32 protein-coding genes are annotated in these 22,988 nt (G+C 66.3%); 3 read left to right on the forward strand and 29 right to left on the reverse strand.

Going from position 1 to position 22,988, the window contains the following annotated elements; translation table 11 throughout:
* Positions 1-41 precede the first annotated feature (41 nt).
* The 17 genes from rplQ to rplN form a co-directional block, all read right to left on the reverse strand.
* Complete coding sequence (rplQ, locus tag AC1D2K_RS07275; RefSeq protein ID WP_478087513.1) at positions 42-446, reverse strand: 50S ribosomal protein L17; 405 nt, start codon at positions 444-446, stop codon at positions 42-44.
* Between the two features lie 88 nt (positions 447-534).
* Entirely contained in the window at positions 535-1,524 is a 990-nt protein-coding gene (locus AC1D2K_RS07280) for a DNA-directed RNA polymerase subunit alpha (RefSeq protein WP_093382585.1), read from the reverse strand.
* 129 nt (positions 1,525-1,653) lie between these two features.
* Positions 1,654-2,277, reverse strand: coding sequence for a 30S ribosomal protein S4 (gene rpsD, locus AC1D2K_RS07285; protein WP_478087515.1), 624 nt, complete (start codon positions 2,275-2,277; stop codon positions 1,654-1,656).
* Between the two features lie 133 nt (positions 2,278-2,410).
* Positions 2,411-2,815: a 30S ribosomal protein S11 gene (rpsK, locus tag AC1D2K_RS07290; RefSeq protein WP_162565645.1), complete on the reverse strand. Its 405-nt coding sequence runs from the start codon at positions 2,813-2,815 to the stop codon at positions 2,411-2,413.
* Positions 2,816-2,824: 9 nt separating this feature from the next.
* Positions 2,825-3,190 (reverse strand): 30S ribosomal protein S13, encoded by a 366-nt coding sequence (gene rpsM / locus AC1D2K_RS07295; RefSeq protein WP_478087518.1) that lies wholly within the window; start codon positions 3,188-3,190, stop codon positions 2,825-2,827.
* 24 nt (positions 3,191-3,214) lie between these two features.
* Positions 3,215-3,328, reverse strand: a complete 114-nt coding sequence (gene rpmJ, locus AC1D2K_RS07300; protein WP_038201958.1) for a 50S ribosomal protein L36 — start codon at positions 3,326-3,328, stop codon at positions 3,215-3,217.
* Between the two features lie 74 nt (positions 3,329-3,402).
* A complete protein-coding gene (secY, locus tag AC1D2K_RS07305; RefSeq protein WP_478087520.1) occupies positions 3,403-4,713 on the reverse strand; it encodes a preprotein translocase subunit SecY in 1,311 nt (436 codons plus the stop codon).
* A 25-nt stretch (positions 4,714-4,738) separates the two neighbouring features.
* Entirely contained in the window at positions 4,739-5,170 is a 432-nt protein-coding gene (gene rplO / locus AC1D2K_RS07310) for a 50S ribosomal protein L15 (RefSeq protein ID WP_442281998.1), read from the reverse strand.
* Between the two features lie 24 nt (positions 5,171-5,194).
* Positions 5,195-5,380: a 50S ribosomal protein L30 gene (gene rpmD / locus AC1D2K_RS07315; protein WP_286606142.1), complete on the reverse strand. Its 186-nt coding sequence runs from the start codon at positions 5,378-5,380 to the stop codon at positions 5,195-5,197.
* A 14-nt stretch (positions 5,381-5,394) separates the two neighbouring features.
* Complete coding sequence (gene rpsE / locus AC1D2K_RS07320) at positions 5,395-5,913, reverse strand: 30S ribosomal protein S5 (RefSeq protein WP_028250822.1); 519 nt, start codon at positions 5,911-5,913, stop codon at positions 5,395-5,397.
* 18 nt (positions 5,914-5,931) lie between these two features.
* A complete protein-coding gene (gene rplR, locus AC1D2K_RS07325; RefSeq protein ID WP_442282243.1) occupies positions 5,932-6,297 on the reverse strand; it encodes a 50S ribosomal protein L18 in 366 nt (121 codons plus the stop codon).
* A gap of 14 nt (positions 6,298-6,311) precedes the next feature.
* Positions 6,312-6,845, reverse strand: a complete 534-nt coding sequence (rplF, locus tag AC1D2K_RS07330) for a 50S ribosomal protein L6 (RefSeq protein WP_442281997.1) — start codon at positions 6,843-6,845, stop codon at positions 6,312-6,314.
* A 24-nt stretch (positions 6,846-6,869) separates the two neighbouring features.
* Positions 6,870-7,265, reverse strand: coding sequence for a 30S ribosomal protein S8 (gene rpsH, locus AC1D2K_RS07335; protein WP_478087522.1), 396 nt, complete (start codon positions 7,263-7,265; stop codon positions 6,870-6,872).
* A gap of 20 nt (positions 7,266-7,285) precedes the next feature.
* Entirely contained in the window at positions 7,286-7,591 is a 306-nt protein-coding gene (gene rpsN, locus AC1D2K_RS07340) for a 30S ribosomal protein S14 (RefSeq protein WP_478087523.1), read from the reverse strand.
* An 8-nt stretch (positions 7,592-7,599) separates the two neighbouring features.
* Positions 7,600-8,139 carry a 50S ribosomal protein L5 gene (gene rplE / locus AC1D2K_RS07345; protein ID WP_286371087.1) on the reverse strand — a complete coding sequence of 180 codons (540 nt, stop codon included), beginning with the start codon at positions 8,137-8,139 and terminating at the stop codon, positions 7,600-7,602.
* A gap of 11 nt (positions 8,140-8,150) precedes the next feature.
* Positions 8,151-8,468 (reverse strand): 50S ribosomal protein L24, encoded by a 318-nt coding sequence (gene rplX / locus AC1D2K_RS07350; protein WP_286601597.1) that lies wholly within the window; start codon positions 8,466-8,468, stop codon positions 8,151-8,153.
* Between the two features lie 13 nt (positions 8,469-8,481).
* On the reverse strand, positions 8,482-8,850 hold the full coding sequence (gene rplN, locus AC1D2K_RS07355) for a 50S ribosomal protein L14 (protein WP_478087525.1): 369 nt from the start codon (positions 8,848-8,850) through the stop codon (positions 8,482-8,484).
* Between the two features lie 224 nt (positions 8,851-9,074).
* On the opposite strand from rplN, the gene AC1D2K_RS07360 reads away from it, so the two are divergent.
* Together AC1D2K_RS07360 and proC are read left to right on the forward strand one after the other, a co-directional pair.
* Positions 9,075-10,253, forward strand: coding sequence for an esterase-like activity of phytase family protein (locus AC1D2K_RS07360; RefSeq protein ID WP_478087527.1), 1,179 nt, complete (start codon positions 9,075-9,077; stop codon positions 10,251-10,253).
* Entirely contained in the window at positions 10,250-11,104 is an 855-nt protein-coding gene (proC, locus tag AC1D2K_RS07365) for a pyrroline-5-carboxylate reductase (protein WP_478087529.1), read from the forward strand. The genes AC1D2K_RS07360 and proC overlap by 4 nt, the downstream gene beginning before the upstream one ends.
* Before the next feature lie 388 nt (positions 11,105-11,492).
* Here the strand turns inward: proC and ubiA are convergent, their stop codons facing one another.
* The 11 genes from ubiA to AC1D2K_RS07420 form a co-directional block, all read right to left on the reverse strand.
* Positions 11,493-12,371, reverse strand: a complete 879-nt coding sequence (gene ubiA / locus AC1D2K_RS07370) for a 4-hydroxybenzoate octaprenyltransferase (RefSeq protein ID WP_478087531.1) — start codon at positions 12,369-12,371, stop codon at positions 11,493-11,495.
* Positions 12,361-12,954: a Dps family protein gene (locus tag AC1D2K_RS07375; RefSeq protein ID WP_478087533.1), complete on the reverse strand. Its 594-nt coding sequence runs from the start codon at positions 12,952-12,954 to the stop codon at positions 12,361-12,363. The genes ubiA and AC1D2K_RS07375 overlap by 11 nt, the downstream gene beginning before the upstream one ends.
* A gap of 92 nt (positions 12,955-13,046) precedes the next feature.
* Positions 13,047-14,012, reverse strand: a complete 966-nt coding sequence (locus tag AC1D2K_RS07380; RefSeq protein WP_478087535.1) for a LysR substrate-binding domain-containing protein — start codon at positions 14,010-14,012, stop codon at positions 13,047-13,049.
* 77 nt (positions 14,013-14,089) lie between these two features.
* The gene (locus AC1D2K_RS07385; RefSeq protein ID WP_478087537.1) at positions 14,090-15,466 is read right to left on the reverse strand and encodes an amidase; all 1,377 of its coding nucleotides are present in this window, start codon (positions 15,464-15,466) and stop codon (positions 14,090-14,092) included.
* Positions 15,467-15,503: 37 nt separating this feature from the next.
* The gene (locus AC1D2K_RS07390; protein WP_478087539.1) at positions 15,504-16,256 is read right to left on the reverse strand and encodes an SDR family NAD(P)-dependent oxidoreductase; all 753 of its coding nucleotides are present in this window, start codon (positions 16,254-16,256) and stop codon (positions 15,504-15,506) included.
* 10 nt (positions 16,257-16,266) lie between these two features.
* Positions 16,267-17,028 carry an SDR family NAD(P)-dependent oxidoreductase gene (locus tag AC1D2K_RS07395; protein WP_478087541.1) on the reverse strand — a complete coding sequence of 254 codons (762 nt, stop codon included), beginning with the start codon at positions 17,026-17,028 and terminating at the stop codon, positions 16,267-16,269.
* Positions 17,025-17,849 carry a polysaccharide deacetylase family protein gene (locus AC1D2K_RS07400; RefSeq protein WP_478087543.1) on the reverse strand — a complete coding sequence of 275 codons (825 nt, stop codon included), beginning with the start codon at positions 17,847-17,849 and terminating at the stop codon, positions 17,025-17,027. Before AC1D2K_RS07400 ends, AC1D2K_RS07395 begins: the two co-directional genes overlap by 4 nt.
* Before the next feature lie 41 nt (positions 17,850-17,890).
* Positions 17,891-18,682 carry an ABC transporter permease gene (locus AC1D2K_RS07405; protein ID WP_478087545.1) on the reverse strand — a complete coding sequence of 264 codons (792 nt, stop codon included), beginning with the start codon at positions 18,680-18,682 and terminating at the stop codon, positions 17,891-17,893.
* Positions 18,683-18,744: 62 nt separating this feature from the next.
* Positions 18,745-19,596: an ABC transporter permease gene (locus AC1D2K_RS07410; RefSeq protein ID WP_478087546.1), complete on the reverse strand. Its 852-nt coding sequence runs from the start codon at positions 19,594-19,596 to the stop codon at positions 18,745-18,747.
* A complete protein-coding gene (locus tag AC1D2K_RS07415; protein WP_478087547.1) occupies positions 19,593-20,693 on the reverse strand; it encodes an ABC transporter ATP-binding protein in 1,101 nt (366 codons plus the stop codon). Before AC1D2K_RS07415 ends, AC1D2K_RS07410 begins: the two co-directional genes overlap by 4 nt.
* A 34-nt stretch (positions 20,694-20,727) precedes the next feature.
* Positions 20,728-21,753 (reverse strand): ABC transporter substrate-binding protein, encoded by a 1,026-nt coding sequence (locus AC1D2K_RS07420; protein ID WP_478087549.1) that lies wholly within the window; start codon positions 21,751-21,753, stop codon positions 20,728-20,730.
* Here AC1D2K_RS07420 and AC1D2K_RS07425 point away from each other — a divergent pair.
* A complete protein-coding gene (locus AC1D2K_RS07425; RefSeq protein WP_478087550.1) occupies positions 21,743-22,540 on the forward strand; it encodes a MarR family winged helix-turn-helix transcriptional regulator in 798 nt (265 codons plus the stop codon). The two genes, AC1D2K_RS07420 and AC1D2K_RS07425, sit on opposite strands and share 11 nt — an antisense overlap.
* Here the strand turns inward: AC1D2K_RS07425 and AC1D2K_RS07430 are convergent.
* A partial coding sequence (locus AC1D2K_RS07430) for a helicase-related protein (protein WP_478087551.1) occupies positions 22,530-22,988 on the reverse strand: 459 nt, incomplete at its 5' end. The two genes, AC1D2K_RS07425 and AC1D2K_RS07430, sit on opposite strands and share 11 nt — an antisense overlap.

A 22,988-nucleotide genomic window follows, 5' to 3' on the forward strand; every position in this document is an offset into this window, starting at 1 on the left:
CTACCAGGCTGCTCCATCGCGCGGCAAGATGGAATTATATACTATTCGGCGCCGTTTTGCTCGGCGCCCGAAACTTCTTCAGAGATTTCGGGGCGATCGACCAATTCGACCAGGGCCATGGGTGCATTGTCGCCCACGCGGAAACCCATTTTCAGAATGCGCGTATAGCCGCCCGGACGTGCCTGGTAGCGCGGACCGAGTTCGCCGAACAGCTTGACGACGCTGTCGCGGCTGCGCAGGCGGTCGAAAGCGAGGCGCTTGTTGGCGAGCGTGGGCTTCTTGGCCAGGGTGATCATCGGCTCGATGACGCGGCGCAGTTCCTTGGCCTTGGGGACCGTGGTCTTGATGACTTCGTGCTCGATGAGCGAATTCATCATGTTCTGCAGCATCGCGAGGCGGTGCGAGCTGGTGCGGTTGAGTTTGCGGAGTCCGTGTCCGTGACGCATGGTGCTTTTTCCTTTACTTTATAAAAACAGGCAGCCGTGTCAGGTACTGCCCGGTGCACTGGCCCTCTTCTTCAGGGCCAACTTCGAATTATCGCTTGTCCAGGCCGGCCGGCGGCCAGCTCTCGAGCTTCATGCCCAAGGTCAGGCCGCGCGAGGCGAGCACTTCCTTGATTTCGTTGAGCGACTTGCGGCCCAGGTTCGGGGTCTTGAGCAGCTCGTTCTCGGTGCGCTGGATCAGGTCACCGATGTAGTAGATGTTCTCGGCCTTCAGGCAGTTGGCCGAACGCACCGTGAGTTCGAGCTCGTCGACCGGGCGCAGCAGGATCGGATCGAACTGCTGGGCGCTGCGTGGTGCCGGCGCATCGAATGCAGCGAGTTCGCCGCCTTCGAGCTGTGCGAACACGGCCAGTTGCTCGACCAGGATCTTGGCCGAGGCGCGGACCGCGTCTTCGGCGGTGATCGCACCGTTGGTCTCGATTTCGACCAGCAGCTTGTCGAGGTCGGTACGCTGTTCGACACGGGCGCTTTCGACCGTGTAGCTCACGCGCTTGACCGGCGAGAACGAGGCGTCGAGCACGATCCGGCCGATCGACTTGGTCGGCTCGTCGGCGTAGCGGCGCATCGTGCCGGGCACGTAGCCACGGCCCTTCTCGACCTTGATCTGCATGTCGAGCTTGCCGCCTTGCGACAGGTGCGCGATGACGTGGTCGGGATTGATGATCTCGACGTCGTGCGGCGTCTGGATGTCGGAAGCCGTGACCGGGCCTTCGCCGTCCTTGCGCAGGCTCAGCGTGACTTCATCGCGGTTGTGGAGCTTGAACACCACGCCCTTGAGGTTCAACAGGATGTTGACGACGTCTTCCTGCACGCCATCGATCGACGAGTACTCGTGCAGCACGCCCGCGATCGTCACTTCGGTGGCCGAGTAGCCGACCATCGACGACAGCAGAACGCGGCGCAGTGCATTGCCGAGCGTGTGGCCGTAGCCGCGCTCGAACGGCTCGAGCGTGACCTTCGCCTTGTTGGGCGCGAGTTGCTCGACCTGGATGGTCTTGGGTTTCAGCAGGGTTGTTTGCATGCAGGACTTCCTCTCAATACCCCCGGCTCGTTACACCGGTAAGGCTGGTGAAGCGCCCGGCGGGAGTACTTCCCGGCGGGAACAAAAAATCAAAAGTACGGGCCGCGTCAGCGGCACGTTATCGTCCGTTTAACGCGAATACAGTTCGACGATCAGCGATTCGTTGATGTCGGCCGCGAATTCGTCGCGATCGGGGACCTTCTTGAAGGTGCCTTCAGCCTTGTCGGCATTGACGTCGACCCAGGCGGGCATGCCGACTTGGGCGGCCAGCTGCAGCGCTTCGGCCACGCGGGTCTGCTTCTTCGACTTGTCGCGCACGGCGATCACGTCGCCGGTCTTGACCAGGTACGACGGAATGTTGACCGACTGGCCATTGACCGTGATCGCCTTGTGCGACACGAGCTGACGTGCTTCGGCGCGGGTCGAGCCGAAGCCCATGCGGTAGACCACGTTGTCCAGGCGCGATTCGAGGATGAACAGCAGGTTGGCGCCGGTGTTGCCACGGCGRCGGTCGGCTTCCTCGAAGTAGCGGCGGAACTGCTTCTCGAGCACGCCGTACATGCGCTTGACCTTCTGCTTTTCGCGCAATTGCAGGCCGAAGTCGGAGGTGCGCTGACCCGAGGTGCGGCCGTGCTGGCCGGGCTTGGAGTCGAACTTGGCCTTGTCCTGGATTGAGCGGCGGGCGCTCTTCAGGAACAGGTCGGTGCCTTCGCGGCGGGAGAGTTTGGCCTTGGGGCCGAGGTAGCGTGCCACTTGATCTTCCTTCTATGTCATCTGCCGCAGGGTGACTGCGGGAGCCATCAGCGGCGTGCCGATGGCGGTGGGCTTGTTGAAAAACAAAAAATGYGCAGCCGCTGTGAAGCAGGCTGCGCCGAGCATTGTCGCCTTAGATGCGACGACGCTTTTGCGGACGGCAGCCGTTGTGCGGAACCGGGGTCACGTCGGCAATGGAATTGATCCGGATGCCGAGCGCAGCCAGGGCGCGCACCGACGATTCGCGACCCGGGCCGGGGCCCTTGATCTCGACGTCGAGGTTCTTGATGCCTTGGTCGACCGCAGCGCGGCCGGCCACTTCAGAGGCGACCTGCGCAGCGAACGGCGTCGACTTGCGCGAACCCTTGAAGCCTTGACCACCCGACGACGCCCACGACAGAGCGTTGCCCTGGCGGTCGGTGATCGTGATGATCGTGTTGTTGAACGAGGCGTGCACGTGGGCGATGCCGTCCGCAACGTTCTTGCGAACCTTCTTGCGAACGCGTTGTGCCGCGTTGTTGGCAGGAGCTTTAGCCATGGTCTATCCTTATTTCTTCAGGGACTGCGCTGCCTTGCGCGGACCCTTGCGAGTGCGGGCATTGGTGCGCGTACGCTGGCCGCGCATCGGCAGGCCGCGACGGTGACGGAAGCCGCGGTAGCAGCCGATGTCCATCAAGCGCTTGATGTTCATCGTCGTTTCGCGACGCAGGTCACCTTCGAGGGTGAAGAGAGCGATCTGGTCGCGGATCTTCTCGAGATCGGCGTCGGTCAGATCCTTGATCTTCTTCGCATAGTCGATGCCGCTCGCTTCGCAGATCTTGCGTGCGCGGGTGCGACCGATGCCGAAAATGGCGGTCAGGCCGATTTCAGCGTGCTTGTGCGGCGGAATGTTGATGCCAGCAATACGTGCCATGTGCGTCCTCTATATCTCTAACAATCAACCCTGGCGCTGCTTGTGGCGCGGGTCGGTACAGATCACGCGCACCACACCCTTGCGGCGGATGATCTTGCAATTACGGCAGATGGTTTTGACCGAAGCCGAAACTCTCATTTCTTTCTCCTAAGACTCTGTTCAACTCGGCGAACCATTCGCCTGAAAATTCGTTGCGTTCAAGACCCGTACGACTACGACGTCTTGAAGTTGGCTTTCTTCAGCAGCGACTCGTACTGCTGCGACATCATGTAGTTCTGCACCTGGGCCATGAAGTCCATCGTCACGACCACGATGATCAACAAGGACGTCCCGCCGAAATAGAACGGCACGTTGTACTTGAGGATCAGGAACTCCGGCAGCAGGCAGACGAAGGTGATGTACACCGCGCCGGCCAACGTCAGTCGAACCAGGATCTTGTCGATATAGCGCGCGGTCTGGTCACCCGGGCGAATGCCTGGAATGAACGCACCGCTCTTCTTCAGGTTGTCGGCGGTCTCGCGGCTGTTGAACACCAGCGCCGTATAGAAGAAGCAGAAGAACACGATCGCGGTGGCGTACAGCAGCACGTAGATCGGTTGCCCCGGCTGCAGCGCGCTCGCGATGTCCTTGATCCAGCGCATGCTCTCGCCGGTGCTGAACCAGCCCACGACCGTCGTCGGCAGCAGGATGATAGACGACGCGAAGATCGGCGGGATCACGCCGGCCATGTTCAGCTTCAGCGGCAGGTGCGACGACTGACCGCCGTAGACCTTGTTGCCGACCTGTCGCCGCGCATAGTTCACGAGGATCTTGCGTTGGCCGCGTTCGACGAACACCACGAAGTAGGTCACCAGCACGACCACCGCGACGATGAACAGCGCGACGATCACGTTCATGGCACCGGTGCGAACCAGTTCCAGCAGTCCGCCGATCGCGTTCGGCAAGCCGGCCGCGATGCCGGCGAAGATCAGGATCGAGATCCCGTTGCCGAGACSGCGTTCGGTGATCTGCTCGCCGAGCCACATCAGGAACATCGAGCCTGCCGTCAGGCTGATCATTGCGGTGAGCCGGAAGCCGAAGCCGGGCGAAATCACCAGGCCTGCGGAAGACTCGAGCGCCACTGCGATGCTGAAGGACTGGAACAAGGCCAGACCCAGCGTGCCGTAGCGCGTGTACTGCGTGATCTTGCGCCGCCCCGACTCGCCTTCCTTCTTCAGCTGCTCGAAGGTCGGCACCACGTAGGTCATCAGTTGCATGATGATCGACGCGGAGATGTACGGCATGATGCCCAACGCGAACACGGTGAAGCGCGACAGCGCACCGCCCGAGAACATGTTGAACAGGCTCAGGATGCCGCCCTGCTGACCTTGGAACAGCTGCGCCAGTTGGTCCGGGTTGATGCCCGGCACCGGGATGTGAGCCCCGACGCGATAGACCACGAGCGCGAGCAGCAAAAAGACCAGCCGGCGACGCAGGTCGCCGAACTTGCCTGTCTTTGCGAGCGTTGCCGCGTTGGTTGCCACGAAGAACTTCTTTCAGTCCGAGTGTTTAGGCGACGCTGCCGCCAGCGGCCTCGATCGCGGCCTTGGCGCCGGCGGTCGCGCCGATGCCCGTCAGCTTGACGGCCTTGGTGAGCTCACCGGTCTTGATGATCTTGACGACCTTCGCGATCTGGCCCACGAGACCCGCTTGCTTGAGCGCCAGCAGGTCCACTTCGGCCAGGCCGAGCTGCTCGAGCGCGGTCAGCGTGACTTCGGCGTTGTACTTCAGCAGTTGCGACTTGAAGCCACGCTTGGGCAGGCGGCGCTGCAGCGGCATTTGACCGCCTTCGAAGCCCACCTTGTGAAAACCGCCTGCGCGCGACTTCTGACCCTTGTGACCGCGACCCGCGGTCTTGCCGATGCCGGAGCCGATGCCGCGGCCGACACGGCGCTTTGCATGCTTGGCGCCGTCGGCCGGCTTGATGCCATTGAGTTCCATATGCGTCTCTCTCAGTGGCTCTGGTTAGAGCACTTTGACCAGATAACTGATCTTGTTGATCATGCCGCGCACTGCGGGCGTGTCCTGCAGCTCGCTCACGCTGTTGAGCTTGCGCAGGCCCAGGCCGCGCACGGTGGCGCGATGCGATTCCTTGGTGCCGATCGGGCTCTTGACCAATTGGACCTTGACGGTTTGTTGTTGCGTCGTCATGTTGCTGCTCCGGTTCAGGCGAAGAGCTCTTCGACCGTCAGACCGCGCTTGGCGGCGACTTCGGACGCGGTCGTCGAGTTCTTCAGGCCGTCCAGCGTGGCGCGGACCATGTTGTAGGGGTTCGACGAACCATGGCTCTTGGCCACGATGTCGGTGATGCCCATCACTTCGAACACGGCGCGCATCGGGCCGCCGGCGATGATGCCGGTACCCTTCGGGGCCGGGATCATGACGACCGAAGCGGCGCCGTGATGGCCGGTCACGCGGTGATGCAGCGTGCCGTTCTTGATCGAGATCTTCGCGAGGTTGCGGCGGGCTTCTTCCATCGCCTTCTGCACGGCGGCCGGCACTTCCTTCGACTTGCCCTTGCCCATGCCCACGCGGCCGTCGCCGTCACCCACCACGGTGAGTGCTGCGAAACCGAGGATACGACCACCCTTCACCACCTTGGTGACGCGGTTGATCGCGATCATCTTCTCGCGCAGACCGTCCTCGGGGCCTTCGTTCTGCGTTCTTGCCTGAATCTTTGCCATTTTGAATCTCGTGTCCGGTTAGAACTGCAGGCCGGCTTCGCGGGCCGCATCGGCCAGCGCCTTGACGCGGCCGTGGTAGGCGAAACCTGCGCGGTCGAAGGCGACCTTCTCGACGCCGGCAGCCTTCGCCTTTTCAGCGATGCGCTTGCCGATGGCGGTGGCCGCGGCAGCGGTGGCACCCTTGCCCGAAGCGCCCAGCGAAGCACGCATTTCGGCTTCGGCGGTCGATGCGGTGGCGATCACCTTGGAGCCGTCGTCGGAGATGACGGTGGCGTAGATGTGCAGGTTGGTGCGGTTCACCGTCAGGCGCGCCACGCCCTGCGTCGCAATGCGAATGCGGGTCTGGCGCGAGCGGCGAAGGCGCTGTGCTTTTTTGGTCAACATCATTTTGCTGCCCCTTATTTCTTCTTGGTCTCTTTGATCACGATCTTCTCGTCCGAATAACGGATGCCCTTGCCCTTGTAGGGCTCAGGCGGACGAATAGCGCGGATCTCAGCGGCCACTTGGCCGACGCGTTGGCGGTCGGCACCCTTGATGATCACTTCGGTCGGGGTGGGTGTTGCCACCGTGATGCCTTGCGGCATGTCCTTGTTGACCGGATGCGAGTAGCCGACCTGGAGGTTCAGCTTGCTGCCCTGCGCCGCGGCCTTGTAGCCGACGCCGACCAGGTTGAGCTTCTTCTCGAAGCCCTTGGTCACACCGACCACCATGTTGTTCACGAGCTGGCGCAGCGTGCCGCTCATCGCATTCGCTTCACGCGAATCGTTGGCGGGCTCGAAGCTCAGCTGGCCGTCCTTGGAGACGACGTTGACCAGGGCATTGCGCGGCAGGTTGAGCGAACCGCCCGTACCCTTGACGCTGATCTGGTCTTCCTTGATCGACACATCCACGCCTGCGGGGATGGCGACTGGCATTTTTCCTACTCGGGACATTTCAGTAACTCCTCGATGTCTCGGTTAGGCGACGTAGCACAGGACTTCGCCACCGACACCGGTAGCGCGCGCCTTGCGGTCGGTCATCACGCCCTGGGGGGTCGTGACGATCGCGACGCCGAGGCCGTTCTGAACTTGCGGGATGGCTGCGCTGGCCTTGTAGACGCGCAGGCCGGGACGGCTCACTCGCTCGATGCGCTCGATGACCGGACGGCCAGCGTAGTACTTCAGCGTGATGACGAGTTCGGACTTGCCGGCTTCGGTCTTGACCTGGAAACCGTCAATGTAGCCTTCGTCCTTCAGGACCTGCGAGATCGCGATCTTCACCTTGGAAGACGGGACCGACACAGTGGGCWTCGCCACCATCTGCGCGTTACGGATACGCGTCAGCAGGTCGGCAATGGGATCACTCATGCTCATGTTTTTTACTCCTGCCTGGCTTACCAGCTGGCCTTGGTGACACCGGGGATGTCGCCAGCGAAAGCCAGTTCACGGATCTTGGCGCGGCCCAGACCGAATTGACGGAAGGTGCCACGCGGACGACCGGTGATTGCGCAGCGGTTGCGCTGGCGCGTCGGGTTCGCGTTGCGCGGCAGCTTTTGCAGGCCCAGACGGGCAGCAGCGCGCTCTTCATCGCTCTTCTTGAAGTCGTTGGCGATCGCCTTGAGTTCGGCGTGCTTCGCCGCGTACTTGGCGACCAGGTTGTCGCGCTTGAGTTCGCGCTGGATCAAAGATGCTTTAGCCACAGGTCGCCTCAGTTCTTGAACGGGAAACGGAAGCCAGCGAGAAGCGCCTTGGCTTCTTCATCGGTCTTGGCCGTCGTCGTGATGCTGATATTGAGACCGCGCAGGGCATCGACCTTGTCGTATTCGATCTCGGGGAAAATGATCTGCTCTTTGACGCCGATGTTGTAGTTGCCGCGGCCGTCGAAGGCGCGACCCGAGATCCCGCGGAAGTCACGAACGCGCGGCAGCGCCACGGTCACGAAACGATCCAGGAATTCGTACATCTGAACGCCACGCAGCGTGACCATGCAGCCGATCGGCTGGTTCTCGCGAATCTTGAAGCCGGCGATGGCCTTCTTCGACTTGGTCACGACCGGCTTCTGGCCGGCGATCTTGGTCAGGTCGGCGACAGCGTTGTCGAGAACCTTCTTGTCGGCGACGGCCTCACCCACGCCCATGTTGAGCGTGATCTTGGTCAGGCGCGGAACCTGCATCGGCGAGGTGTAACCGAATTTCTCGGTCAGATCCTTGGCGATCTTTTCGCGGTAGTGTTGTTGGAGACGTGCCATGTGAGTACTCCTTAGGCCAGCTTGATTTCGTCGCCGCTGGACTTGAAGACGCGCACGCGCTTGCCGTCCGAGACCTTGATGCCCACGCGATCGGCCTTGCCGGTCGCAGCATTGAAGATCGCCACGTTGGATTGGTGAATGGGCATGGTCTTTTCAACGATGCCACCGGTCGTACCCTTGAGGGGGTTCGGCTTGGTGTGCTTCTTGACCATGTTGATGCCGTCGACGATCAGGTAGGAATCGTCCTTGCGCAGCGACACAGTGCCGCGCTTGCCCTTGTCGCGCCCGGCCAACACGATGACCTGGTCGCCTTTGCGAATCTTGTTCATGGCGTTGTTGTCCTTACAGAACTTCGGGGGCCAGGGACACGATCTTCATGAACTTCTCGGTGCGCAGCTCGCGCGTGACCGGTCCGAAGATGCGGGTGCCGATGGGCTCCAGCTTGGCGYTGAGCAACACAGCTGCGTTGCCGTCGAATTTGACGAGGGAGCCGTCTGCACGACGGATGCCCTTGGCGGTGCGAACCACCACTGCACTGTAGATCTCGCCTTTTTTGACGCGACCGCGCGGAGCAGCTTCCTTGATGCTGACCTTGATGACGTCGCCCACGCTGGCATAACGCCGCTTGGAGCCACCGAGCACCTTGATACACAGGACGGATTTCGCGCCCGTGTTGTCGGCCACATCGAGCCGGGATTCAGTTTGGATCATGTCTTGATATTCCCAACTTGTACCGTTTGCCACCCCGGCTGGATCCGGTTGTGTAGCGCTGCGGTCAGTCTTGGGCCCGTCGTCCACACACCAAAACCACTTCGGTGCGCTTCCGCTGGGCAGAAACTTTCGCCTTTTGAAGCGAAGCCCGCGATTGTTGCATAGTCCAAACGCCTCGTCAACACCCGGACCTGCAGAAATCTGTCAAACCGTAGACTCTCGCGGTGCACGCCAGACCATCGCCGCCTCTCATCCGCCGCCGGCTGCTGCTGGCGGCCGGGGTCGCCGGCCTTCTCCCGGGCTGCCGCAACGCCCCTGCGGGCCTGCCGCCCTCACCGCGGGTCCGGCAGGCCGAGCCGGCCCAGGCGCTGCGCCTGGTCGGCGAAGCGCGGTGGCCGCATCGGGCGGAGTTCCAGGGCACCGCCCTGGGAGGCTTCTCCGGCATCGACTACGACCCTGCGCGGGGCGAATACCTGCTTCTCAGCGATGACCGGTCGGATCTGGCGGCCGCACGGTTCTACCGCATGCGCTGGCCCGCGGTCGGCGCAGAGCCGCCGCAACCTGCCGGCGTCACCTTGCTGCGACAGGCCGGCGGCGCACTCTGGCCGGCGCGGCGTGCCGCGGCCGCGGACATCCCGGTGGTCGACCCCGAGGCGATCCGCTGGCGCCCGGAGACCGGCACGGTGCTCTGRACCAGCGAGGGCGACGTGGCGCGCGGCTTCGGCCCGGCACTCTACGAATCCCGGGGCGACGGCACGCTGGTGCGCGAGATCGCCTTGCCCGCGATGTTCGCGGCCGACCGCAGCGGCCGGAGCGGCCCCAGGGACAACCTCGGGCTGGAGGGGCTCGCGCTGACGCCCGACGGCCGCGACGCCTGGGTGGCGATGGAGAACGCGCTGCTGCAGGACGGGCCGGTGCCCACGCTGCGCGCCCCCGGCGGGCCCTGCCGCTTCACCCGGATCGACCTCGCGACCGGCCAGGCCCGGCGCCAGATCGCCTACCTGCCCGACGCGATCCCCCTGCGCCCGCTGCTGCCCGGCACCTATGCCGACAACGGCGTCAGCGAGGTCCTGATGATCGACGGCCACCGAATGCTGGTGCTCGAGCGCGCCTATGCGACCGGGATCGGCAATTCGCTGCGCCTCTACGAGATCGACACCCGCGAGGCCAGCGACACCCTGGCCCTCGACGCGCTGTCGCCCGACAATCACCGTCCGGCGCCGAAAAAGCTGGTGGCGGACTTCGCCGCGCTCGGACTGTCGCGCCTGGACAATACCGAGGGGCTCTGCTGGGGCCCCGATCTGCCCGGCGGCCGCCGGATGCTGGTCGCGGTGAGCGACGACAATTTCAATCCGCTGCAGGTCACCCAGTTCGCAGCCTTCGAATTCACAGACACGTCATGAACATCGCAGTCACCTTCCTGCCGCGCCAGGACCCGCTCCCCCTGCCCCCGATCGCCTTCATCGGCGGCGGCAACATGGCCAGCGCCATCATCGGCGGACTCCTCAAGCAGGACACGCCGGCAGCCACCTTCGAGATCGTGGAGCCCTTTGCGGAGGCGCGCGAACGGCTGGCCCGCGACTTCGGCATCGTCGCCCAGGCCGAGGCCGGCCCGGCCCTGGCGCGCTGCGAGGTCGTCGTCTGGGCGGTCAAGCCGCAGAATTTCGCCGAAGCCGCGAAGCCGGTGCGCGGGCTGGCGCCGGATGCCCTGCACCTCAGCGTCGCCGCGGGCATTCCGTCCGACAGCATCGCCCGCTGGCTCGGCACCGAGCGCGTGGTGCGGGCGATGCCCAACACGCCGGCCCTGGTCGGCCAGGGCATGACCGGGCTGTTCGCGCGCGACGCGGTCGATGGCGCCGGCCGCAAGCGGGTGGAACGGGTGCTGGGCGCCACCGGGGAGCTGCTCTGGGTCGATGCCGAAGGCGCGCTCGACGCGGTCACTGCGGTTTCCGGCTCCGGTCCGGCCTATGTGTTCTATTTCCTGGAGGCCATGACCGAGGCCGGCATCTCGCTGGGCCTGACGCCGGAGCAGGCGCACCAGCTCGCGGTCGGCACCTTCTCGGGCGCCACGGCGCTGGCCGCCAGCGCCGGCGAACCGCCGGCGGTGCTGCGCGCGCGCGTGACCTCCAAGGGGGGCACGACCTATGCGGCGATCTCGTCGATGGAAGACGCCGACGTCGCCGGCAAGTTCAAGGCCGCGATCCGCGCCGCCCACCAGCGCGCCGGCGAACTTGCGGCCGAATTCGGGAAATAGGCTCGCCCCCAGGTTGCCCGGCACTTCGTGTCCGGGCGCCCACCCCCTGCCGGGGGCAACACCGGCGGCCCGGCGAAGCCGGTTCCGCGGTGTTTCACCAACGGGCCTGGCTGCGCCGGCCGGTGAATACTGGCGCTGTGGTTGTTCTATGGCGGCGCGCAACGCGCCTGTCGGTGGGCGGCCGCGGAACCGGCTTCGCCGGGCCGCTGACTGCGCCCCCGGTAGGGGGTGGGCGGGCTACACGCAGTGAGCCCAACCTGGGGGCGAGCTAGTGCTCCGCGCAGCGCGCCCGTTCGTGGGCAGTCGCGGAACCGGCTTCGCCGGGCCGCTGACTGCGCCCCCGGAAGGGGGTGGGCGGCTACACGAAGTGAGCCAACCTGGGGGTGAGCTACACCCCTCCGGCCACGACGCCGGCGAACACGGTGAAGCCCAGCCAGTGGTTGAGGCGGAAGGCCTTGAAGCAGCCTTCACGCGTGCGGTCCCTGATCAGGCGCCAATGCCATAGCGCCTGCGCCGCGGCCACGGCGATCGCAAGGTAGAACAGGGGGCCCAGCCCCATGCCGCCGCCGACCGCAGTCCAGACGACCAGGAACAGCAGGTAACAGGCCATCACGATCGCGACGTCGAAGCGCCCAAAGGTGATCGCCGAGGTCTTCATGCCGATCCGCAGGTCGTCATCGYGGTCGACCATCGCGTACTCGGTGTCGTAGGCCAGCACCCAGAACAGATTGCCCGCCAGCAGCCACCAGGCCAGCGCCGGCACTTCGCCGCGCACCGCGGCAAAGGCCATCGGGATGCCGAAGCTGAAGGCGATGCCGAGCACCGCCTGCGGGATCGACACGACGCGCTTGGCATAGGGATAGGCCAGCGTGATCGCGAGCGCCACGAAGGACCACAGCACCGTCACCTGGTTGGTGGTGAGCACCAGCGCGAAGGCGCACAGGGCCAGCACGGCGCCGACCGCCAGCGCCTCCTTGACCGAGAGCACGCCGCTGGTGACCGGCCGCTGCGCGGTCCGCTTGACGTGGCGGTCGAACTCGCGGTCGGCCACGTCGTTGATGCAGCAGCCCGCGCTGCGCATCAGGAAGGTGCCGAGCACGAACACGACCAGCAGGTGCCAGCCCGGCCAGCCGCCGGCCGCAAACCAGAGCGCGCCCAGGGTCGGCCACAACAGCAGCAGCCAGCCGGCCGGCCGGTTCCAGCGGATCAGGTCGAGGTAGAGCCCGAGCCGCCCGCGCGGGGACTCGGCGCCAGGATCATTCTTCAAGGAGCGAGCGCAGCATCCAGGCCGTCTGGTCATGCACCGTGCAACGCGCGGTCAGCATGTCGGCGGTCGGGTCATCGCCGGCTTCCTCGGCCACGGGGATGAACTCGCGCGCGATGCGCGACACGGTCTCGTGGCCCTTGACCAGGATGCGCACCATCTCCATCGCCTTGGGCGGGACCTGCGGCACGTCGGGCACGGTGGCGATCTTGCTGAATTCGGCATAGGAACCCGGTGCGTAGTGGCCCAGCGCGCGGATGCGCTCGGCCAGGACGTCGGTCGAGGTCCAGAGCTCGGTGTACTGGCCCATGAACATCGCATGCAGCGAGTTGAAGTGCGGGCCGGTCACGTTCCAATGGAAGTTGTGCGTGGTCAGGTAGAGCGTGTAGGTGTCGGCCAGCACCCGGCTCAGGCCTTCGGCGATGGCCGCGCGGTCCTGGCGGTCGATGCCGATGTTGATGATCGGCGCGTTGCGGCTGCCCGATTCCTCGGCCACCCGGATGCCGCCTTTGCGCGGCACCTTGCCGGCCGACGAGGCCGGAGCGGGCGTGGCGGGCGACTTGGGCTTCTTGATGACTTTGGCCATGCGAAGGGTTCTTTCTACAGAAGGGTTGACGGCAGGAGGAAGCCGGAAACGGCGCACCGGCTTCGCAACATGCGCACTCTATCTCAGGACCGTCAGGACAGGCGCTTGACGCCCGGCAGTTCGCAGGCATAGATCGCGTTGCGCAGCGCCGCGATCGCCTCGTAGCGCGTGAAGCTGCGCCGCCAGGCCAGCACCACGCGCCGCGTCGGCGGCTCGCCGCCCTGGGTGTCGCGCACCGGCAGGTAGCGCACGATCTGCTCGGGCTCCTTGCGCCCCTTGCCGCGGGGCTTGAGCGCGTCGGCCGGCACCGACAGCCGCGGCACCAGCGTCACGCCCATGCCCGAGGCCACCATGTGCTTGATGGTCTCCAGCGACGAGCCCTCGAAGCTCTTGCGGATGCCTTCGGCGTTGCTCGAGAAGCGGGCGAATTCGGGGCAGACCTCGAGCACGTGGTCGCGGAAGCAGTGGCCGGTGCCGAGCAGCAGCATGGTTTCCTTCTTGAGTTCGTCGGAACTCACGGACTCGCGCTCGGCCAGCGGGTGATGCGCCGGCAGCGCGGCCATGAAGGGCTCGTCGTAGAGCGCGGCCATCGCCAGGCCGGTGTCGGGAAAGGGCTCGGCCATGATCGCGCAGTCGATCTCGCCGGCGCGCAGCATCTCGAGCAGCTTGGCGGTGAAGTTCTCCTGCAGCACCAGCGGCATCTGCGGCGTGCGCGCGATGTTCTGGCGCACCAGGTCGGGCAGCAGGTAGGGGCCGATGGTGTAGATCACGCCGAGGTTCAGCGGGCCGGACAACGGGTCCTTGCCGCGCTTGGCGATCTCCTTGATGCTGGCGGCCTGGTCAAGCACGCTCTGGGCCTGCTGGACGATCTGCTCGCCCAGCGGCGTGACCGTGACCTCGCCGGCGCTGCGCTCGAAGAGCTTGACCTCGAGTTCGTCCTCGAGCTTCTTGATCGCCACCGACAGGGTCGGCTGCGAGACGTAGCAGGCCTCGGCGGCCTTGCCGAAATGCCGTTCGCGCGCGACCGCAACAATGTATTTGAGTTCAGTGAGGGTCATAGCTTGGGTCAATTATTGCTCGCCCCCAGGTTTTGTCCCACGCGAGCCGGGCCGAGGCGCCGGGCTCGAGGGAAAGATCAGCCGAGCGCGCGCTCGACCCACCGCGCAATGGCCAGCAGGTAGTCGTCGTCGTACCAGCGGCCGGCCAGCTGCAATCCGATGGGCAGGCCCTTCGCGCTGTTGCCGCACGGCATCGAGAGCGCCGGGTGGCCCGTGAGATTCATCGGGTAGGTGTACGGATACCACGCACCGCGGATGGTGCCTGCGGGCTTGCCGCCGATCTCGACCTCGCCGCTCACGTCCAGGTCGATGGGCAGCGGCGGCGCCGAGACGGTGGGCGACACCAGCACGTCGAAGCGGCTGAACAGCGCCTGCAGCTCGGTGAAGCAGCGGGTCTTGGCGAAGGTGGCCTCGTGCAGGTCGACCGCGCTGTGGCGGCGGCCCTTTTGCACGGCGTCGATCAGCGTGGCGTCGAGGCGGTCGCCGAAGCGTTCGAGGTTGGCGCCGACGCGCGCGGCCAGCATCGACTGCAGCACCACCAGGAAGTGGCGCTCGAGCGCGACGAAGTCGAGCTGCACGGTCTCGACGAAGGCGCCTTCGCGCGCCATGGCCCGGACGGCTGCGGTCGTCGTGGCTTCGACTTCGGGGTCCACGGGGTTCCCGGCGGTCGGCAGCCACGCCACGCGCAGGCCTCGCAACGAGGCGGGCGCGGGGCGTTGCGGCATCGGGCCGCCCAGGCCGTACGGATCGCGCGCATCGAAGCCCTTGATGACATCGAACAGCAACTGTGCGTCGGCCACGTCGCGTGCCATCGGGCCGGTGAAGGAGTTGGCAGAGAACAGGTCGGGCGCCTGCAGGTGCGGCACCACGCCCAGCGTGGCCTTGAGTCCGACGATGCCGCAGCACGAGGCCGGAATGCGGATGGAGCCGCCGCCATCGGTGCCGAGCGCCAGCGGCCCCATACCGGCCGCGACCGCCACGGCCGCGCCGCTGCTCGACGCGCCGGGCGTGTAGCGGGCATCGATCGGATTCAGCGTGCGGCCGAAGATCGGCGCGGTCGCGACCTGCTTGTGGCCGAACTCCGGCGTGGTGGTCTTGCCGATGAGGATGGCGCCGGCCGCCTTGGCGCGCGCCACGGCCACCGCGTCTTCCTTCGGCACGAAGTCTTCGTAGATGGCCGAGCCCATGGTGGTGCGCACGCCGGCCGTCAGTGTCAGGTCCTTCACGGAGTACGGCACGCCATGCAGCGGGCCGAGCGCGTCGCCGGCCATCACGGCGGCTTCGGCGCCGCGCGCCGCCTCGAGCGCCTGCTCGGCCGTCACGGTGATGAAGGCATTGAGTTCGCGGCGCGCCTCGATGCGCGACAGTGCCGCGCGCACGGCCTCCACGGGCGAGGCTTCCTTGCTGCGAATCAGCGCGGCGAGGTCGCGCGCGCTGTGGTCCATCAGGTCCATGGTCGTGTCCTTGAGAGGGAAGGCGGAGGAAAGGGGCTCAGAGCATCCAGCGCCCGCCGTCGATCAGCAGCGTCTGGCCCGTGATGAAGCGGGCTTCGTCGCTCGCCAGGAAGCGCACCGCGGCGGCCACGTCTTCGGGTGCACCGACGAATCCGGCGGGCGTGTCGGCAACGATCTTCGCGAGCACGTCGGGGTGCAGCTTGTCGTGCGCGCGGGTGCGAATCGCGCCGGGGCACACGGCATTCACCGTGACTCCGTGGGGTGCGAGTTCGCGCGCCAGCGAGCGCGTGAACCCGACCACGCCCATCTTGGCGGCTGCATAGTCCGCCAGGCCCACGTCGCCGGCGAAGGCCGCGTCGGTGCTCATGTTGACGATGCGGCCGAACCCGCGCGCCTTCATGCCGGGCGCGATGCGGCGCGACGCGCGCATGGCCGTCAGCAGCGACACCTCGATGACGAAGCGCCACACGGCCTCGTCCGATTCGGTGAACAGTCCGCCGCGTTCGCGCGCGCTCTGGCCGACATTGTTGAAAAGGATGTCGACGGGGCCCAGTTCCCGTTCGACCCGGTCGAAGAAGCCGGAGACCACGACGCCATCGGTGCAGTCGCCCGACACGCACAGGCAACGCGCCGCGACGTCGGGCTTCGTGGCGAGCTGCTGCGCGAGCGGGGTGCAGTCGAGGTCCAGCACCGCCACCCGCGCGTCCTTGCCGAGAAGGTCGAGCACCGTGGCGGCGCCGATGCCCTGCCCGCCTCCGGTGACGACGGCGATGCGGTGCTCGAAGGTCATGGCGGTTCGCTCAGTGGAAGGTGCGCCCGCCATCGACGGCGAGTGCGGTGCCCGTGATGTAGCTGGCGCCGGGGCCGCTCAGGTAGAGCACCGCTTCGGCCACTTCCTCGGGAGCGGCAACGCGGCCCAGCGCGTAGCGCCGGCGGATCTCGTCGAGCTCGCGTTCCGGGTCGTCGCTGTGCTCGTAGCTGGTGCGGAACAGCGGCGTGTCGATGGCACCGGGGCAGACCGCGTTGACGCGGATGCCGTCGGCCGCCGCCTCGATGGACAGCGCCTTGCCGAACATGATGACGGCCGCCTTGGCGGCGCAGTACGCGGTGCGGTTCGGCAGCGGACGCAGCCCTGCGCCCGACGAAATGTTGACGATGCTGCCGCCACCGGCCGCGCGCAGGTGCGGCATGGCGGCGCGGCACATCAGCATCGGGCCCGTGAGATTGACGGCCAGCGTGTGGGCCCACTCGGCATCGTCGGTCTGCTCCAGCGGCTTGAGCGAGTCGACGCCGGCCGAATTGACCAGCGCATCGAGGCCGCCAAGCCAGTGGACGGCGTGGTTCACCGCCGCCCTCACCGCCTGGGCATCGGTGACGTCGCACACCAGCGGCAGTGCCGCGTCGCCCAAGGCAGCGACGCACGCCTGCAGCCGCGGCGCATCGCGGTCGAGCAGCACGACGCGTGCGCCGCGTTCCAACGCCAGCCGAGCCACCGCGAAGCCGATGCCGCTCGCGCCGCCGCTCACGACGAAGCGCCGGGCCGTGGAAGACGTGGCGGTCATGCGGCGACGGCTGCCTGCAGCCGCGGGCGCATGTCGTCGGAAATGCGGTCGCAGCGATCGATCCACACGCCCGAGCGAGTCAGCGCGTGCTCGATCAGCCCTTCGAGCACCTTCAGCCGCGAGGGCTGGCCGATGATCTGCGGGTGCATGCCGACCATCATCATCCGGTCTTCGGCGTAGAGCATGTCGAACTCGCTCGTCCAGGCCTCGAGCACGGCGGAAGGCGCCTGCAGCGTGCGGCCCGGCAGCGTGATCGAGTACTGGAAGAAGGGCGCGTCGTCGAGCACCCAGCGGAACGGCAGCTCGACGATGTCGGTGCGCTGGCCGCCGATCTCGAGCAGGTAGGGCGAGTCGTCGTCGAAGAAGTTCGACGAATAGTCGAAGCCGTATTCCTTGAGCAGGTCGAGCGTGATGCTGCTGAACTCCGCCGCCGGCGAGCGCCAGCCGCGGGGCCGGGTGCCGGCCAGACGCGTCAGCGCTTCCATGCCGCGATCCATTTCCTCGCGCTCCTCGGCGGGGCTCAGGTTGACGATCCAGCGGTGGCTGTAGCTGTGGTGCGCCACCTCGTGGCCCTTGTCGACCACCTCGCGCACCAGGTCCGGGTGCTTGTCGGCCACTTCGCCGGGAATGAAGAAGGTGGCCGAAATGCCGTAGCGCGCCAGCAGCGCGAGGATGCGCGGCATGCCCACCTTCCATCCGTAGGCGCCTTGCGACATGAGGATGGGACGCTGCGCGTTGGCGGGGTCACGGCCAGTCCACATGGTCTCCGCGTCGAGGTCGAAGGTCAGCATGAGCGGGAAGCCTTTGCTCGTCGTCGGCATCAGAAAATTCCTTGGGCGATTCGGGTGGGACATCAGGGCGGTCAGACGTGCTTGTGGAAACCCGTCCAGCGCTCGGCCAGCAGCAGCACGACGCCAGTGGTCACGATGAGCAGGGTCGACACCGCGGCCACGCTCGGGTCCACGCCCTGCTCGACCGAGGTGAAGATCTTCACGGGCAGCGTGGTCTGGCTCGCGGACAGCAGGAACACCGAGACCGGCACGTTGTCGAGCGAGGTGATGAACGCGAAGAGGCCGCCCGCGACGAGGCCGGGCTTGACCAGCGGCAGGGTGACGAGGCGGAAGCTGGCGAAGCCGCCCGCGCCCAGCACGCGCGCCGCGTCCTCGAGCGACTCGTCGACCGACGACAGGCTGCCGAGGCTGGCGCGCACCACGTAGGGCACGGTGATGACCACGTGCGCGATCCACAGGCCGAACGAGTTGCCGCGCAGGCCGGTCATCGTGTAGTACTGAAGCAGCGCCACGCCGAGCACCACCGAGGGCAGGATCAGCGGCGCCATGAACAGCGAGGTGAGCACGCCCGCGCCGGGCACCATGCGGCGGTGAATGGCATAGGCCGCGATCAGGCCGAGCACCAGCGCGGCGGCGGTCGAGGCGGCGGCGAGCCACAGGCTGGTCCAGGCGGCGCTCAGGTACTCGGGGTCGCGCAGCACGACGTCGAACCAGTGGAAGGTCAGGCCCCTCGGCGGGATCGTGAGGTAGGCCGTCTTGCTGAACGCCGCAAGGACCACCACCAGCACCGGGATCTGCAGGAACACCACCACCGCGATGGCCGTGGCCGCGAGCAGCGGAGTCTTCTTGTGCTTCGCGCTCATGGGGACACCTTCGTGCTTCGCACTGCGGCGTGCGCTGGCTTGGGAACGGTCCGGCGCTGCGCTCATGCGTGGCCTCCCCAGCGCCTGAGCACGCGGCTCGACAAGCCGATCACCACCAGCGTCAGCGCGGTGAGGGTGAACGACATCGCGGCGCCGGCGGGCCAGTCGAGCGTCTGCAGGAAGTCGTCGTAGATCAGCGTGGCCATCACCTTGTAGGTGGGGCCGCCCAGCATGCGCGGCGTGACCAGCGCGCTGATCGTCAGCACGAACACCAGGATCGAACCCGACAGGATGCCCGGCGCACTCATGGGCAGCGTGATCGACCAGAACACGCGCAACCGGCTGGCGGCCAGCGTGTACGCGGCGGCCTGAACGTCCTTGGAAATCGCCTGGATGGCCGGCACCAGCATCAGCACCATGATCGGCAGGAAGATGTGCGACATGCCGACCAGCAGGCCGAACAGGTTGAACATCATCTTGATCGGCCGCTCGATCAGGCCGATGTCGATCAGCAGGTTGTTCACCAGCCCGCGGTTGGCGAGCAGCGCGATCCAGCCGAAGGAGCGCACCACCAGGTTCAGCAGCATCGGGAAGATGACGAGCATGGTGAGCGAGAGGCGCATCTTCGGGCCCGCATTGGCGATGTAGTAGGCCAGCGGRTAGCCCAGCAGCAGGCAGATGGCGGTGACGCCGAAGCCCAGCACCAGCGTGCGCACCACCACCTCGCGGTAGTACTCGTCGGTGACGATGCTGGTGTAGTTCGCGAGCGTCCATCCGGCGGCGATGCCGGTGCCGGGCTCGTAGGGGTGCAGGCTCAGCGGCACCATCAGCAGCACCGGCGCGATGAACGCCAGCAGCAGGAGCAGCAGCAACGGCGACGCCAGCAGCGCGCCGGTCATCCTGCGCGGCGTCATGCGGCCTCCTGGCTCGCCGCGGGCGTCACGTAGACATGTTGCGGCTCGATGCGCACGCGCACCGCTGCATCGACTTCCAGGCCGGCGTGCGGGCCGTTGGTGAGCGCCTCCGCGATGAGCTCGGTGCCGCCGAAGGCCAGCAGGTATTGCACGCGCGAGCCGACGAATGCGCGCATGGCGACGTGGCCCGCGAGAATGGCGGCGCTAGGCGATGCGCTGGGTGATGCCGCCTCGACGAAGCGGATGTCTTCCTGGCGGACCACGACATCGACCGCGCTGCCAGGCGCCATGCCTTCGGCACCCGTTGCCGACAGCACCGGGCCGCCGTTCAGCTGCACCGCGGCCGCGCCTTCGGCCGAACGCACCACGCGGCCCGTGAGCCGATTGGGTCTCCCGATGAAGCTCGCGACGAAGCCGGTGGCGGGGCGGTGGTAAATGGCCTCCGGCGTGTCGAACTGCTGCACGACCCCGTGCGCGAGCACGCACACGCGGTCGGACATCGACATCGCCTCGCCCTGGTCGTGCGTGACGAACAGCGTGGTGATGCCGACTTCTCGCTGCAGGCGCTTGAGCTCGATCTGCATTTCGTCGCGCAGCGAGGCGTCGAGGTTGGACAGCGGTTCATCGAACAGCAGGATGCTGGGGCGCGGCGCGATGGAGCGCGCCACCGCCACGCGCTGCTGCTGGCCGCCCGACAGCTGTTTCGGCATGCGGTCGCCGAGCGCGGAGAGCCGAACGCTGGCAAGTGCCTGGTCCACGCGTTGCTTCAGCTCGCTGCCTTGCACGCCCTGGCGGCGCAGGCCGAACGCGACGTTCTCGAACACGCTCATGTGCGGGAACAGCGCGTACGACTGGAAGACCAGGCCGATGTTGCGCCTGTTGGTGGGCAGCGCCGTCACGTCGCGGCCGTCGACGAGGATGCGGCCGCCTGTCGGTTCGATCAGCCCGGCCACCATGCGCAGCACGGTGGTCTTGCCGCAACCCGAAGGGCCGAGCAGCGAGATGAACTCGCCGTCGCTGACGGACAGCGAGACCGACGATGCGGCCGTGTGACCGGGATAGCGTTTCTCGAGGCGGTCGAGCGTGAGTGCCGGCATGTCGGTCGGTTCCTGGAGTTTGCGGTGCCGGTGGTCAGCGGGCCACTTCGCGCTGCCAGCGCTTGGTCCAGTCGGGCAGCGACTTGGCCACGACCTCCGGATCGGGCAGCCAGAGGTTGTCGAAGGTCTCCTTGTAGGGAACGATCTTTGCGGCCTTGTCGCTGAGCTTGACCTGCGTGTTGACGGGGCCGGCGTACTTGCGTTCGGCGAAGCAGGTCTGGCCTTCCTTCGACAGCACTTCGTCGATGTACTTGAGCGCCAGCGCCGGAGACTTCGCGCCCTTCGGAATCACCAGCGCCGGCAGGATGCCCACCGCGCCTTCCTTCGGATAGACGATCGCCAGAGGCAGGCCCTTGTCGATGGCCGAGCCGGCACGGTCGGGATACCAGACGGCCGCGGCGATCTCTTGCCGTTCGAACAGCGAGACGATCTGGTCGGCCTGCGTGTAGAGCGTGACGGAAGACTTCGCGATCGGCTTGATGGCCGCGAACCCCGGGTCCATGTTGGCGAGCGTGCCGCCCTTCATGCGATTGAGCGCCATCAGGAACTGCGAGCCCGAGGTGCCGCTGATGTCGCCGATGGCGAGTCGGCCGTCGTACTCGGGCTTCGCGAGGTCGGCCCACGAGGTGGGCGGCGTCTTGATCTGTTGGGTGTCGTACACGATGACCGTGGCGCCGGTCATGAACACGACGTACTGGCCGTCCTTGTCGAGCGCGCGCGGCGACACGTCGGCGGCGTGCGCGAGCTTGCTTTTGTCGATGGTCTCCAGCAGCTTTTCGTTCTTGAGTTGGGCGGCGAGCGAGTTGTCGATGTAGACCACGTCGAAGTCCGACTTTCCGCCGGTCGCGCGGATCGAGGCCGCGAACTGCGAGGAACTGCCGAGCTTGAGCGCCACCTTGGCCCCGGTCTTCTTCTCGAATGAAGCGATGTGGCAGGTCTTGGAGTCTTCGGCGAAAGAACCTCCGAAGATGCCGACGACCAGCTCTTCGGCCTGCACCGCGCCTGACAACATTGCGGCCATGAGGCCGGGAACGAGACAGCGCGAGAACATGGGTTTCATGAAGAGCTCCTGTGGGGCGATGGGCCGGATGGCTGCGTTGGAATTCACTTTATCTTTCACGAAAGATAAATGCAAGGCATTTAAGATAGGGGCGAACCCGCGCCGCGGCGCTGCACCGGATCGGCAGCGCATCGGCATCCCCCTTGATGGAAAGCTCGTCATGCCGCACAAAGAAGAAGCATCGAATCGACGTCCGCCCCAAAGCGATGCCGCCGACCCGCGTCCGCCGACCGAAGAGCTGCCCGCCGCCCAGGGCGGCGACCTGGTCGAGCGCGGCATTCGGCAATGGAAGCGCGAGCGGCCCGACATCGACAGCAGCGGCAAGGCCGTGATTGGCCGCCTGCTGAGGCTCGAGGAAGTCGTGCTGCGCACCCTGAACCTGGTGCTCGAGCCTTTCGGCCTGAAGTACCAGGAGTACGCGGTGCTCGCCACCTTGCGCGTGGCGGGTGCTCCCTACAGGCTGTCGCCGTCGCGTTTGCAGAGCACGCTGCTCTTCACCTCAGGCGGCTTGTCGAACCTGCTCAAGCGGCTGGAGAACGAAGGCTGGATCAAGCGATCGATCGATCCGAACGACGGCCGTGGCGTGCTGGTCAAGCTCACCGCCAAGGGGATCCGTCTGGCCGATGAGGCGATGCCGCGGCACGCGGCGGCGGAGTTGCATCTTTTGCGAATGTTCGACCAGAACCAGCGCGAGACGCTCGCGAACTTGCTCGGCACCATGATGATCGACAACGCACCCGAGCTCGGACCCGAGCCGAGCGATGCCCTGCGAGGGCTCAGGCCTTGAGGTATTCGGCCTTGCTGCCCAGCCAGCGGTCCACATGCCTGGCGGCGAGTTCGGGGTGCCGGTCGAGCATCTGCGGGGCCAGGTCGCGGGCCCAGTCGAGCAGCATGACATCGGTGCTGAGGTCCGCGAATCGCAGCAGCGGCGCACCCGACTGGCGGGCGCCGAGGAATTCGCCGGGGCCGCGGATCTCGAGATCGCGGCGCGCGATCTCGAAGCCGTCGCCGGTCTCGGCCATCGCCTTGAGCCGCGCCCGCGCGGTCTCGCCGACCCGGCCGCCCTCGTTCGGCGCGTACAGCAGCACGCAGGCCGAGGCCGCGGCGCCGCGGCCGACCCGGCCGCGCAACTGGTGCAACTGCGAGAGGCCGAAGCGCTCGGCATGCTCGATCACCATCAGCGAGGCGTTGGGCACGTCGACCCCGACCTCGATCACCGTGGTGCTGACCAGCAC

Source organism: Variovorax sp. P1_H12_2, from assembly GCF_056405335.1.